13 protein-coding genes and 1 tRNA gene are annotated in these 11,930 nt (G+C 70.5%); 9 read left to right on the forward strand and 5 right to left on the reverse strand.

The features are described from left to right. The first annotated feature begins 233 nt into the window (after positions 1-233). From CFP65_RS24910 to CFP65_RS24920, 3 genes are all read left to right on the forward strand, one after another. Complete coding sequence (locus tag CFP65_RS24910) at positions 234-1,742, forward strand: MFS transporter (protein ID WP_104818285.1); 1,509 nt, start codon at positions 234-236, stop codon at positions 1,740-1,742. A 102-nt stretch (positions 1,743-1,844) separates the two neighbouring features. Beyond that, positions 1,845-2,786, forward strand: a complete 942-nt coding sequence (locus CFP65_RS24915; RefSeq protein ID WP_104818286.1) for a carbohydrate kinase family protein — start codon at positions 1,845-1,847, stop codon at positions 2,784-2,786. A 490-nt stretch (positions 2,787-3,276) separates the two neighbouring features. Then, positions 3,277-3,990: a serine protease gene (locus tag CFP65_RS24920; protein WP_158702349.1), complete on the forward strand. Its 714-nt coding sequence runs from the start codon at positions 3,277-3,279 to the stop codon at positions 3,988-3,990. Here CFP65_RS24920 and CFP65_RS24925 read toward each other — a convergent pair. From CFP65_RS24925 to CFP65_RS24935, 3 genes are all read right to left on the reverse strand, one after another. Continuing rightward, on the reverse strand, positions 3,976-4,278 hold the full coding sequence (locus CFP65_RS24925; RefSeq protein WP_104818288.1) for a hypothetical protein: 303 nt from the start codon (positions 4,276-4,278) through the stop codon (positions 3,976-3,978). The genes CFP65_RS24920 and CFP65_RS24925 overlap by 15 nt on opposite strands. A gap of 75 nt (positions 4,279-4,353) precedes the next feature. Next, positions 4,354-4,755 carry a DNA-binding protein gene (locus CFP65_RS24930; RefSeq protein WP_104818289.1) on the reverse strand — a complete coding sequence of 134 codons (402 nt, stop codon included), beginning with the start codon at positions 4,753-4,755 and terminating at the stop codon, positions 4,354-4,356. Beyond that, positions 4,752-4,991 carry a type II toxin-antitoxin system CcdA family antitoxin gene (locus CFP65_RS24935; RefSeq protein WP_104818290.1) on the reverse strand — a complete coding sequence of 80 codons (240 nt, stop codon included), beginning with the start codon at positions 4,989-4,991 and terminating at the stop codon, positions 4,752-4,754. The genes CFP65_RS24930 and CFP65_RS24935 overlap by 4 nt, the downstream gene beginning before the upstream one ends. A gap of 147 nt (positions 4,992-5,138) precedes the next feature. On the opposite strand from CFP65_RS24935, the gene CFP65_RS24940 reads away from it, so the two are divergent. Both CFP65_RS24940 and CFP65_RS24945 read left to right on the forward strand, forming a co-directional pair. Continuing rightward, a complete protein-coding gene (locus CFP65_RS24940) occupies positions 5,139-5,495 on the forward strand; it encodes a type II toxin-antitoxin system PemK/MazF family toxin (protein WP_104818291.1) in 357 nt (118 codons plus the stop codon). A gap of 376 nt (positions 5,496-5,871) precedes the next feature. Beyond that, complete coding sequence (locus CFP65_RS24945) at positions 5,872-6,378, forward strand: hypothetical protein (protein WP_104818292.1); 507 nt, start codon at positions 5,872-5,874, stop codon at positions 6,376-6,378. Positions 6,379-6,681: 303 nt separating this feature from the next. Here CFP65_RS24945 and CFP65_RS24950 read toward each other — a convergent pair whose 3' ends face one another. Continuing rightward, complete coding sequence (locus tag CFP65_RS24950) at positions 6,682-6,945, reverse strand: DUF2087 domain-containing protein (protein WP_104818293.1); 264 nt, start codon at positions 6,943-6,945, stop codon at positions 6,682-6,684. A gap of 197 nt (positions 6,946-7,142) precedes the next feature. Between CFP65_RS24950 and CFP65_RS24955 the strand changes: the two genes are divergently transcribed. Continuing rightward, complete coding sequence (locus tag CFP65_RS24955) at positions 7,143-7,493, forward strand: hypothetical protein (RefSeq protein WP_104818294.1); 351 nt, start codon at positions 7,143-7,145, stop codon at positions 7,491-7,493. Between the two features lie 271 nt (positions 7,494-7,764). On the opposite strand, the gene CFP65_RS24960 is transcribed toward CFP65_RS24955, so the two are convergent. After that, positions 7,765-7,836, reverse strand: a tRNA-Arg gene (locus CFP65_RS24960). Positions 7,837-7,995: 159 nt separating this feature from the next. Between CFP65_RS24960 and CFP65_RS24965 the strand changes: the two genes are divergently transcribed. From CFP65_RS24965 to lysA, 3 genes are all read left to right on the forward strand, one after another. Then, positions 7,996-8,481: a response regulator gene (locus CFP65_RS24965; protein ID WP_104821104.1), complete on the forward strand. Its 486-nt coding sequence runs from the start codon at positions 7,996-7,998 to the stop codon at positions 8,479-8,481. A gap of 79 nt (positions 8,482-8,560) precedes the next feature. Beyond that, the gene (argS, locus tag CFP65_RS24970) at positions 8,561-10,222 is read left to right on the forward strand and encodes an arginine--tRNA ligase (RefSeq protein WP_104818295.1); all 1,662 of its coding nucleotides are present in this window, start codon (positions 8,561-8,563) and stop codon (positions 10,220-10,222) included. A 196-nt stretch (positions 10,223-10,418) separates the two neighbouring features. Then, positions 10,419-11,810, forward strand: a complete 1,392-nt coding sequence (gene lysA, locus CFP65_RS24975; RefSeq protein ID WP_104818296.1) for a diaminopimelate decarboxylase — start codon at positions 10,419-10,421, stop codon at positions 11,808-11,810. The last annotated feature ends 120 nt before the right edge of the window (positions 11,811-11,930 follow it).

The following is an 11,930-nucleotide window of genomic DNA, read 5'->3' on the forward strand; positions in this document are numbered from 1 at the left end:
CGAGCAGGGCCCCGTTCTCCGCACGCGGGGCCCTGCTTTCGTCTGACGATCACCTGGTCCTTTTGTCCCATATCGTGACATTGGTCCCGTTAAGCCCTTGTTTCTCGCCGCTCGGAGAGCTTCCCTGGAGGGAGTGCTGCGCGCGTTTCCCGCACTGCCCGTGCTCTCGGGCGGTGGTCCCGGGTGAGCGACGCGCAGGCCCGCCCCTGACCCCTCCGGAAGGCGGCCCCCCGGTGTCCGAGACGCACGCTCCCACCGCTGCGGCGGACGGCCCCCCGGCGGATCCGCGTCGCTGGTGGGCGCTCGCGGTCATCGCGATCGCCCAGCTGATGATCGTGCTGGACGCGACCATCGTGAACGTGGCCCTCCCGTCCGCCCAGCACGACCTCGGCATCTCCGACGGCAACCGGCAGTGGGTCATCACGGCCTACACCCTCGCCTTCGGCGGCCTGCTGCTGCTCGGCGGCCGGATCGGCGACCTCTTCGGCCGCAAACGCACCTTCACCGTCGGCCTGCTCGGCTTCGCCCTCGCGTCGGCGATCGGCGGTTTCGCCGTCGACCCGGCGATGCTCTTCGGGGCCCGCGCCCTCCAGGGCGCCTTCGGCGCCGTGCTCGCCCCCTCGGCCCTCTCGCTGCTCTCCAACACCTTCAGCGACCCGCGCGAACGCGCCACCGCCTTCGGCATCTTCGGCGCGATCGCGGGCGGCGGCGCCGCGATCGGCTTCATCGCGGGCGGTCTGCTCACCGAGTACCTGGACTGGCGCTGGTGCCTCTTCGTCAACGTCCCGATCGCGATCGGCGCCGCCCTCGGCGCGTTCTCGCTGCTCAAGCGCGACCACATCGACAAGGGCCACCGGGTCAAGCTCGACCTGCCCGGGGCCTTCCTCGGCTGCGGCGGCCTGCTCGCCATCGTGTACGGCACCTCCGAGGCCTCCTCGCGCGGCTGGGGAGACTGGCTGGTGCTCAGCTCGCTCTGCCTGGGCGTCGCGCTGCTGGTGGTGTTCGTCCTGGTCGAACGCCGCACCGAGCACGCGCTGCTGCCGCTGCACATCGTCGCCGACCGCAACCGGGGCGGGGCCGCGCTCTCGGTCGGCCTGGCGGTGGTCGGCATGTTCGGCCTGTTCCTGTTCCTGACCTACTACCTCCAGGGCGTCAAGGGGTACTCGCCGCTCAAGACCGGCATCTCGTACCTGCCGATGACGGCCGCCATCATCGGCAGCTCGACCGGCATCGCGGCGAGGCTGATGACCAGGATCCCCTCGCGGGCGCTGATCGTGCCCGGCCTGCTGCTGGCCGCCGCCGGCATGGCCTGGCTGACCCAGATGAAGGTCGACAGCTCCTACCTCGGCATGGTGCTGCCCGCCGAGCTGCTGCTCGGCGCCGGCATGGGCCTGGTCTTCATGCCCTCGATGAGCCTGGCCACCCTGGGCGTCAACCCACGCGAGGTCGGCGCCGCCTCGGCCACCATCAACTCCTCCCAGCAGGTGGGTGGTTCGATCGGCACGGCACTGCTCAACACCATCGCCGCCAGCATCACCACCAGCTACCTGGCCACCCGGGACGCGCGGAACGCCCTGGTCCGCGCCCAGGGCACGGTGCACGGCTTCGCGGTGGCCACCGGGGTCGCCATGGGCATCCTGCTCGGCGCGGCGGTGATCGCCTTCCTGATGGTCGACCACCGCCCGGCCCCGGGCGAGGCCGCCGGCGAGAAGGAGGCGAGCGAGGCCCAAGTGCTCGCCTGAGCACCGTCATTGCTCGACGTCTTCACCGACGAAAGCCCTTGCGGAATCTTCCCGCAAGGGCTTTCCATGTCCCTTGATCGTATTCACCTACCCGGGGGCGGCATGGACGAGGCACTGGACGTGCTTGCGGTGGACGACCGTCTGGACGTACTCGTGGTGGGCGGGGTCGGGGTGGACACCATCGTCCGGGTGGAGCGGCTCGCCGTGCCGGCCGGGGATTCGACCGGGGTGCCGCCGGTCCGCGACTACGTGGCGCACACCGGCAACGGCGTCGCGCTCGGCTGCCACCTGCTCGGCCTGCGCACCCAATTCCTCGACTACCTCGGCGCCGACCCGCAGGGCGAGCTGGTGCTCGCCGAGTACGCGCGCCGCGGCCTCCCGTTCAGCCACCTGGTCTCGCCGCACGGCACCCCGCGCTCGGTCAACCTGGTCGATCCGCAGGGCCGCCGGTTCTCCTTCTACGACGGCCGCCACCCGGCCGACCTGCGCCTGCCGGCCGCCTTCTGCGCCCCGCACCTCGCCCGGGCCCGGCACGTGCACGTCTCGATCACCGGCGTCGGCCTCGACCTCTACGAGGAGATCCACCGCCGCGGCCTGACCAGCTCCACCGACCTGCACGACTGGGACGGCGAGAACCCGCACCACCTCCCGTACGCGCTCGGCTCCGACCTGGTCTTCCTCTCGGTGGCCGGCTGCCGCGAGCGGTACGTCGAGCTGATGCGGCGGATCCTGGCCGAGGGCCGGGCCGAGCTGGTGGTCGCCACCGACGGCGCCCGGGGCAGCCACCTGCTCCGCCGGGGCGCCTCCTCACCCGTCCACGTCCCCGCCGTGGACCCGGGCCGTCCCGTCCTGGACACCAACGGCGCCGGGGACGCCTACGTGAGCGGCTTCCTGCATGCCCGGCTCGCGGGAGCACCCGCCCTGGACTGCGCGCGCTCGGGCGCCGTGGCCGGCGCCCACGCCTGCACCTCGGCCGGCACCCACACCGACTTCGTCACGGCGACCCAGCTGGCGGAACGGCTGCGGCGGCTCCGGGCCGGGTGAGCGCGCGGTGAGAAACCGCACGTGACGCAGTGGGTGTTTCTCACACTGCTCCCAGCATAGGATCACAGGATTTCCAGGTGATCAGCACATAGTCGGAGCGTGCTCGTAGGATCGGGCGCGTACCGGGACCGCATGGTGGGCAGGAGTCACGTACCTGATGAGCCGTCATCGAAAGGCACAGCGGCGCATGTACCGTCGACCCGTGGCGCTGACCTCCGCCCTCGCCCTGGGCCTCGTCGCCACCGTCGCCGGCATCGACACCCTCACCAGCGAGGCCACCGCCTTCAGCAGCCGCCGACCGGCCGCCGTCGCCCCGCTGGACTCGGACCCCCTCCGTTCCTCCGCCCCTGCCGCTCCCTCTCCGTCTCCTACTCCTACAACGTCTTCACCCACCCCATCGGTTGCACCGACCGCCTCACCTTCTTCCTCCGCACCTTCATCCTCCGCGTCGTCCTCCTCCGCCTCCTCTCCCGCCGGGGGCCAGACGGTGATGGCGGGGGCCGCGGGGGCCGCACCGACCACCGACCCCTCCGAGGTGGTCGCGCCGGCCGCGCTCGGCACCACGGCGACGGCGCCGGTCACCCCGGAGTCCGGGCGGGTGGGCGTGCTCTTCGGCGGCTCCACTCCGGCGGGCAACCACACCTGCACGGCTAGCGTGCTGCACAGCAGCGCCAAGGACCTCGTGCTCACCGCCGCCCACTGCGTCACGGCCAACCCGGTCGGCCTGCTCTTCGCCCCGGGCTACCGCGACGGCCAGACCCCCTCCGGCGTCTGGCAGGTCAGCAAGGTCTTCCTCGCCGACGGCTGGACCCAGAACAGCGACCCGGACGAGGACTTCGCGATCCTCCAGATCGCCCCCAACGGCAGCACCAACGTCGAGGACGCGGTCGGCGGCACGGCCCTCGGCCTGGACGCCGACATCACCGACACCGTCCGCCTCTACGGCTACCCGGACAGCGCCGAGCTCCCGCAGCTCTGCACCAATGTGACCAGCCGTCAGGACACCTTCCAGCGCCGGATCGACTGCCCCTCCTACTCCGGCGGCACCAGCGGCGGCCCGCTCATCGACACCGAGACCAACAAGGTCATCGGCATCATCGGCGGCTACCAGCAGGGCGGCGACTCCGACGACACGTCCTTCAGTGCCTACTTCGACCACACCATCGGCAGCCTCTACCAGCAGGCCCTCTCAGCCTCCTCCTGAGGCCGCCCGCACCCGCCGCACCAGCCCCCGCGCCCCGAACCACCCGGCCCGCACCACCATGAACGCCGCCGTACTCCACACGGCCCGCCCCGCCGTATCGGTGAACAGCAGCACCTCCGCCGAAGCCCCCAACGCCCGCGGCACCGCCCCGATCACCTCCACCAACCCGAACATGAACGGCACCCACTCCCAGTAGCTCCGCCCACCCCCCACCACCAGACTGAGCGCCCAACTCCCCGCCATCACCCCGGCCCCGACCCCGGCCACCACCCAGTCACCCGCCGCCATGCCCGGATTGTCCCCACGGACGGCTGCTCTGCAGCTCCGTATGAGCGCATTCGATGAGCGGGCTTCCCGTGGGAGTCAGACCGCGACGAGTCGGACCCGTCCACCGCAGAGCTTCGCCATGTCGTCGAGATCAGAGGTGAGCATGGCCACCGGCCCGGGTTGGCGCAGCGCAAGCTCGGCGACGGTCGCGTCGATCGCGTACTTGTGCCCGTGCAGACCGGTCTGAACCAGCAGCTTGGCCGCCGCCTTCGCGGCCTGCTCGGTCACTGCTTCGACCTTGACCCGGGAGAGCGCCCAGTTCAGCCGAGCCTCGTTCACCCGGGCGTGCGTGACCTCCACGATGGTGTTCGCCCCGACCACGAAGTCGGCCCCCATCGAGTGGAACACCTGGATCATCGCCAGCACGTCGCGGTCCCGCGACACCCACGCCGACAGCCCCTGGGAATCCAGCACCACCGTCTCGAAGCGCTCACTCACGCAGCACTCGCCGCCCCGCCGGCCCCGAGGATCCGGGCCTGCGCCGCAGCCAACTCCTCCTCGGTGAAGGCCCCTTCCTCGTCCTGGTACCGACGAAGGTCATCCGCCAGCAGCTGATGCCGAATCTGCCGCGCGACCGCCTCCGCCACGTACGCGGAAACGTTGTCGGTGAGCTTCCTGAGCTCGGCCACCTGCTCGGTGGGGAGGGTGACGGTTATCCGCGTGGTGGCTGCCATGGAGTGAGCATACTGCGGTATGCGCCGAGTCGGATCGGGGGTGTTCCGATGGAACCTTGCTGTCGCGCGCCGTCGACGACCGAGATCAGCTGGCATTGGGAGGAAGGACGATGGCCCGAACAAGTGACGCGCCGAGCGAGAGATCGGATGTGGGATTGCCGAGGGTCGGTGGTGAAGCTTGGCCCGCTACGGGGAGAGGTGTGGATGTGCGCCTTCCCCTGGATGGGCACGCATCCAGCGGTCGTCCTGGCGGCCAACGGCATCGCCCAGCCGCCGCCAGCCGTCACCGTCGCTCTGATCACCGACACCCCCGGGCTCCAGGCGACCCGCGTGGCGCTCGGGCCCGACAGCGGTCTCACGAGATATGACGAGCCCTACGTGGACTGCACCAGTCTCCACACCGTCGCGAAGACGTCCCTCCGCCTGTGTAGGGGCCGACTGGACGTCTCGGAGATGGCGAGCGTGGAACACGCAAGCCGGAGAGCCCTCGGCCTCCAGGCGTGATCCGGTCCAACCCGTACGTCCAGGTCTTGGCGGCCCCCAGGGTGGCGACGAAGGGTGCGGCGATGGCTCCTGGCCCGCCGTCGCTGTTCTGAGGTTGCGGGGTACTGCCCGATGGCGCGGTGCACGGGTGGTGGAGCGGTTTGGTCCATGTCCTCTCCGGCGTGGGCCCAGGCCGGAGAGGCGAGTAAAACCGCGGAGATGCCCGCCCGAGCCGCAACGCTGCCCCTGGTCCGGGCGGTCGCGCCGGGCGTGCGCCTTTGACCCAGTAGAGCGGAACTCGGCAGTGGGCCTGGGGGTCACGGTCCTTGGACTACCGCTGGGGCCCAGGACCGCAAATCCATGTGCGCCAGTCTCGGTGGTGTCCCATACTCGCGGAATGTCCGCCACAACGCAGGCCCACCGGTTCCGTGACCCGCGGAGCACGAAGTACCACTTCCTCAGCGACATCCTGGTGTCCTGCCCACGCTGCGCCAGAAGCGCGCGAGTCATCACAAGGGAGCAGCAACCTGGGGACAAGCTGACATCCATGTTTGCAGCTCGTCGCCTTGTCTGCCGTCACTGCGGGCTGACCAAGGACACGCTCAGCCGTCGCCTCGTCTTCCTGCACAGCACCACTGAGGGTGGCACCGACCCCTACTTCGGGGCGCCGCTGCGCCTTCAAATCGAGACCCGGCACGGTTGGCTGTGGGCCTACAACCTGGAACACCTCAGTCTGATCCAGGGGTATGTGACCGCCACACTGCGGGAACGAGCGCCTTGGTACGACACGGGCACGAAGATGACCCTTGTCGCCCGACTACCCCTCTGGGTCAAACAGGCGAAGAACCGCGACGAGGTCTTGCGCGCCGTCAACCGCATCCGTGCATTACTCACGTCGGTCTGACGTTGCATCTGGCTCGGTCTTCTGCAGGGCCCCGCGCCAGTTGAGGCGGCGGAAGCGGTCAACCAGGCGGGAGGCGCCGTCGCTGAGCAGGGTGAACCCGGCGAGGGAGTTGCGGGGCACCGTGCTGGTGTTGGCCTGATGGGCCACTGCGGGGTCAGGGGCGGGCGGCGACGGTGGTGATTGCGTCGGCCAGGCAGCTCGTCAGGGCCCGCTCAGGTGAGGTGGTCACCGTGGCGAGCAGGGTGGTGCCGAGCTGGGCGACGTACCAGGAGACGTCGTGGGTGCAGCTGAGGGTCGGGAGCGTCAGTCGGCTCGTCGGTAGCTGGCGCCGTCGCGGGTGCGGGCCAGGAGGTGGCCTTCGATCAGGTAGCGCCGCAGGGCTGAGTAGTCGTCGTGGACAGTGAGGATGGCCTCGTTCACCTCCCGCTCGGTGTAGTCGCGGTCGGCGGCGAAGAGGCTCTGCGTGAGGTGCCGTAGAAGCTGTTCCCGGCGCGCGGGCCGGCGGGGGATCGTGGTGAGCCGTCCGTCGGAGAAGAAGGGGGCGAGCTCGGGGGCATGGTTGGACATGCCAGCCATGCTGGTCCGGGTGGTGGGCGCCGGGCAACGGAATATCGCCCGGAGCTGGATTCGGCGGGTTCGGCTGACTGTCGGCTCGGGTGGAGAGTCCTTGGGGCACGAGCTGTGCGCAGGCCCCCACGATGAGCGCCTCGCCGGCGCCAACGGCGCACATTGGTCGGGCGTCATACGCGTCATACGCTCGCGGTATGGCGAAGACCAGGATAAGCATCACTCTCGACGCCGATCACGCCGACCACATCCGAGCCCATGCCGAACGTGCCGGGATGGATGTCTCGGCCTATTTCGCCAACGCTGCGACGCGGCAGATGGCTGAAGTGGAGGCGGCGGAAGCCCAGTTCGCCCGGATCGACGCGATGATCGCCGCGGCCGAGGCAGAGGCCGTCTCGTTCCCGGCGTCGGCGGAGAGCGCCGACGAGGAGCTGACCGAGGAGGAGCGGCGCGAGGTGGACGAGGCGATGGGGCTCGTCTACGGCAAGAACGGCGCGGCCGGCCGCACAGGGAGCGCGGTGTGCCGGTGTACGACATCGGGATGCTGATCGCGCTGGCGGACCGGAAGGCCAAGGCGGTCGGTCTGCATGCCTGGTCCGAGGGGGTGCCGCATCGCGCGATCGTGCTCGGGCTGGTCTGGCGGCCCACCCGCGTCGGGCACGTACCTGATGGCGTGGGACGCCCAGGGCGTTCATGTGGTCTGGGATCTGGCACGGGAGTGGCACGGAGGGGCAGGGGGCGACGGCCTCCGGGAACGACGAAGGCCCAGATCTTGCGGAGTGTTCCGCTGATCTGGGCCTGTCTGCACTTCTTGCGAAGTGCCCCCGGCAGGATTCGAACCTGCGCACCCGCCTCCGGAGGGCGGTGCTCTATCCCCTGAGCTACGGGGGCCTGCGTTGTCGTCGTCCGATCTTGCTGGGCGACGTAGAGAACATTAGCAGGCCGACGCGGTGGTCCGTGCACGGGTTTCGGGTGGGTGGGGGAGGAGGGTGGGGAGGAGTGTCGGGAAAGGGCGGACGGGTGGGCGGGGGAGTGGCTACCCTCGGTGATGTGTCCGGTGCGTTCGGGCGGGTCCTCGTGGTGGACGACAGCGAGGTGATCCGCCAACTGATCAGGGTCAACCTGGAGCTGGAAGGGTTCCAGGTGGTGACGGCTGCCGACGGGGCGGAGTGCCTGGAGGTGGTGCGGCGGGTGCGGCCCGACGTGGTGACGCTGGACGTGGTGATGCCCCGGTTGGACGGGTTGCGGACGGCGGCCCGGTTGCGGGCCGTGCCCGAGACCGCGCGGCTGCCGATCGCGATAGTGAGCGCCTGCACGCCGGCCGATCTGGACCGGGGCGCCTCGGTCGGAGTGGACGGGTACCTGGCGAAGCCGTTCGACCCCGCCGATCTGGTGGCGCTGGTGCACCGGCTGATGGCGCTGCGTGACCGGGCGGAGGGCGCCCGGGAGGGTTATGCGTACGGGTTCGGCGACGGAGCGGCCGGGTTTCGCTCACGGCGAACAGGCGGCAACGGCCCCGGCGGGGCGTACAGCTGACGCCCGCGGCGGCGGGAACCGCGTCTCAACGGGTAAACCGGGTGCGGCCCCGGCGGCGCTCTCCCCTACGCTTGGCGTCGTGACACCCGCAGAGCTTTCCCAGGCAGTCCAAACCGCAGTGAGCGCCGCCGTCGAGGCGGGCGAGCTGACCGTCGCCGTGCCCGAGCAGGTGACCGTCGAGCGGCCGAAGAACAGGGACCACGGCGACTACGCGACCAACGTGGCCCTCCAGCTCGCGAAGCCGGCCGGCATGCCGCCGCGAGCCGTGGCCGAGCTGGTGGCGAGCCGACTGCGAGAGCTGCCCGAGGTCGACGCGGTGGACATCGCGGGCCCGGGCTTCCTGAACATCACCCTGGACGCGGCGACGCTCGGCGCCCAGGCCCGGAAGATCGTCGAGGCGGGCGCCGAGTACGGCCGCAACAGCGCGCTCGAGGGTCTGAAGATCAACCTGGAGTTCGTCTCCGCCAACCCCACCGGTCCGATCCACATCGGCGGCGTCCGCTGGGCCGCCGTCGGCGACTCGCTGGCCCGGGTGCTCAAGGCGAGCGGCGCCGAGGTGTCGACCGAGTACTACCTCAACGACGCCGGCGTGCAGATCAGCAAGTTCGCCGCCTCGCTCCAGGCCGCCGCCAACGGCAAGCCGGTGCCCGCCGACGGCTACGTGGGCGAGTACATCGTCGACATCGCCAAGGCGATCACCGAGGCCGTACCCGGCGTGCTCGAGCTCGACGAGGCCGAGCAGCTGGAGGTCTTCCGCACCCAGGGCCTGGCCCTGATGGTCGCCGAGATCCAGCGCTCGATGAACGAGTTCGGCGTGCACTTCGACACCTGGTTCTCCGAGAAGTCGCTGCACGACAGCGGCGCGGTGGAGAAGGCGATCGGCCGGCTGCGCGAGCAGGGCCACGTCTTCGACCAGGACGGCGCGATCTGGCTGCGCACCACCGACTTCGGTGACGACAAGGACCGCGTCCTGATCAAGGCCGACGGCGAGACCACGTACTTCGCCGCCGACGCCGCGTACTACCTGAGCAAGCGCGACCGCGGCTCCGAGGTCTCGGTCTACATGCTCGGCGCCGACCACCACGGCTACGTGAACCGCCTCAAGGCCATCGCCGCCTGCGCCGGCGACGACATGGACCGCAACATCGAGGTGATGATCGGCCAGTTCGTGAAGATGCTTCGCGACGGCGAAGAGGTCCGGATGTCCAAGCGGGCCGGCAACATCATCACGATCGACGACGTCATCGACTGGATCGGCGTGGACGCGGCCCGGTACACGCTGGCCCGCTCCTCCACGGACTCCACGATCACGCTCGACATCGACGTGCTCACCAGCCAGAGCAACGAGAACCCGGTCTACTACGTCCAGTACGCGCACACGCGGATGTGCGGCGTGGCCCGCAAGGCCGCCGAGCTGGGCGTGGACAAGGGCACGGCCGAGGCGTTCAAACCCGAGCTGCTCGCCACGCAGTGGGAGAAGGACATGCTCGGCGAGCTGGGCGAGTTCCCCCGCATCCTGGCCAAGGCCGGCGAGCTGCGCGAGCCGCACCACGTGGCGCGTTACCTGGAGAACCTGGCCGGGGTCTACCACCGCCTGTACGACAACTGCATGTTCCTGCCGAAGGGCGACGAGGAGCTGACGGACACGCACCGTGCCCGTCTCTGGCTCGTCGAGGCCACGCGAACGGTCCTCGGCAACGGCCTGGCCCTCCTCGGCGTCTCCGCCCCCGAGCGGATGTAAGCCCGCACGACACCCAGTGCGACAGGGGCGGTGACGGCCAAGGATGGCTGCCACCGCCCCTTTTCGTAAGCACCAACAGTCGGTAGTCGCCAGCCTCCGGTAGGCACCGGCGGTCGGCAGGCGCCAGTCGCCGGCGAGCACGAGCAGAGTCGCCAGCACGAGCAGTCGCAAGCACGAGCAGTAAGGAAGACCGCAGATGAGCCGCTCCGCTCACCCCGCAGGGCCCCGCCACGGCGACGTGCTGCCGGAGGGCCACTACCTGGCCCCGCCCGGTGACCTGAACGCCCTGGACCCGAAGGTCTGGCCGTCCACCGTGGCCCGCCGGGCCGACGGGGTGGTCACCGTCGGCGGGCTGGACGTGACGGCGCTGGCCGCCGAGTACGGGACGCCGGCGTACCTGATGGACGAGCAGGACTTCCGGGCCCGGGCCCGGGCCTGGCGGGAGGCGTTCGGCGAGGGGGCGGACGTGTTCTACGCGGGCAAGGCCTTCCTCTCCAAGGCGGTGGTCCGCTGGCTGCGCGAGGAGGGGCTCAACCTGGACGTGTGCAGCGCCGGCGAGCTCGCCGTGGCGCTGGCGGCCGGGATGGAGCCGGAGCGGATCGCGCTGCACGGCAACAACAAGACCCCGCAGGAGCTGGAGCAGGCGGTGAAGACCGGGGTGGGCCACATCGTGGTCGACTCGCTGCGCGAGATCGAGCTGCTGGCGGAGATCGCCGACCGGCTCGGGGTGCGTCAGCAGGTGCTGATCCGGGTGACGGTCGGCGTCGAGGCGCACACCCACGAGTTCATCGCCACCGCCCACGAGGACCAGAAGTTCGGCCTGAGCCTGGGCACCGGGGCGGCGGCCGAGGCGGTGGAGCTGGCCCTCGGCAGGCCCGGCCTGGAGCTGCGCGGCATCCACTCGCACATCGGCTCGCAGATCTTCGACACGGCCGGCTTCGAGGTGGCGGCCCGCCGCTTGGTCGGGCTGCTCGGCCAGATCCGGGACACCCACGGCGTCGAGCTGCCCGAGCTCGATCTCGGCGGCGGCCTCGGCATCGCATACACCAGCGAGGACGACCCCAAGCAGCCGGCCGAGATCGCGGCCGCGCTGGCCGAGATCGTCCGCCGGGAGTGCGCGGCGGCCGGGCTGGCCGTGCCGCGCCTGAGCGTGGAGCCGGGCCGGGCGATCGTCGGGCCGACGGCCTTCACGCTGTACGAGGTCGGCACCATCAAGCCGCTGCCGGGGCTGCGCACCTACGTGAGCGTGGACGGCGGGATGTCGGACAACATCCGCACCGCGCTGTACGACGCCGAGTACTCGGTGGCGCTGGTCTCGCGGGCGTCCGCCGCCGAGCCGATGCTGGTGCGGGTGGTCGGCAAGCACTGCGAATCCGGTGACATCGTGGTCCGGGACGCCTGGCTGCCCGCCGACCTGGCGCCGGGTGACCTGATCGCGGTGCCCGCGACCGGGGCCTACTGCCGCTCGATGGCGAGCAACTACAACCATGCGCTGCGGCCGCCGGTGGTGGCCGTCGGGACGGACGGCGCACGCGTCATCGTGCGGCGCGAGACGGAGGAGGATCTCCTGCGTCTCGATATCGGATGACGAAATTCTCGTCTCAGATCGTGGAACGCCCGTAGATCTCCGTGGAAACTCCCGGAGACTGGGACGGACCGAAGCTCTGGCGGGGGCCGTAGAGAGCCCCCGCCGGGAACCAAGAAATCT

Source organism: Kitasatospora sp. MMS16-BH015 (assembly GCF_002943525.1).
GTDB lineage: Bacteria > Actinomycetota > Actinomycetes > Streptomycetales > Streptomycetaceae > Kitasatospora.

Coding starts and splice junctions, on each gene's coding strand:
- CFP65_RS24940 (WP_104818291.1), top strand. CDS start 5,139: ATGTGGGATTGCCGAGGGTCGGTGGTGAAGCTTGGCCCGCTACGGGGA.
- CFP65_RS24945 (WP_104818292.1), top strand. CDS start 5,872: ATGTCCGCCACAACGCAGGCCCACCGGTTCCGTGACCCGCGGAGCACG.
- CFP65_RS24935 (WP_104818290.1), bottom strand. CDS start 4,991: ATGGCAGCCACCACGCGGATAACCGTCACCCTCCCCACCGAGCAGGTG.
- CFP65_RS24955 (WP_104818294.1), top strand. CDS start 7,143: ATGGCGAAGACCAGGATAAGCATCACTCTCGACGCCGATCACGCCGAC.
- CFP65_RS24925 (WP_104818288.1), bottom strand. CDS start 4,278: ATGGCGGCGGGTGACTGGGTGGTGGCCGGGGTCGGGGCCGGGGTGATG.
- CFP65_RS24915 (WP_104818286.1), top strand. CDS start 1,845: ATGGACGAGGCACTGGACGTGCTTGCGGTGGACGACCGTCTGGACGTA.
- CFP65_RS24920 (WP_158702349.1), top strand. CDS start 3,277: ATGGCGGGGGCCGCGGGGGCCGCACCGACCACCGACCCCTCCGAGGTG.
- lysA (WP_104818296.1), top strand. CDS start 10,419: ATGAGCCGCTCCGCTCACCCCGCAGGGCCCCGCCACGGCGACGTGCTG.
- CFP65_RS24950 (WP_104818293.1), bottom strand. CDS start 6,945: ATGTCCAACCATGCCCCCGAGCTCGCCCCCTTCTTCTCCGACGGACGG.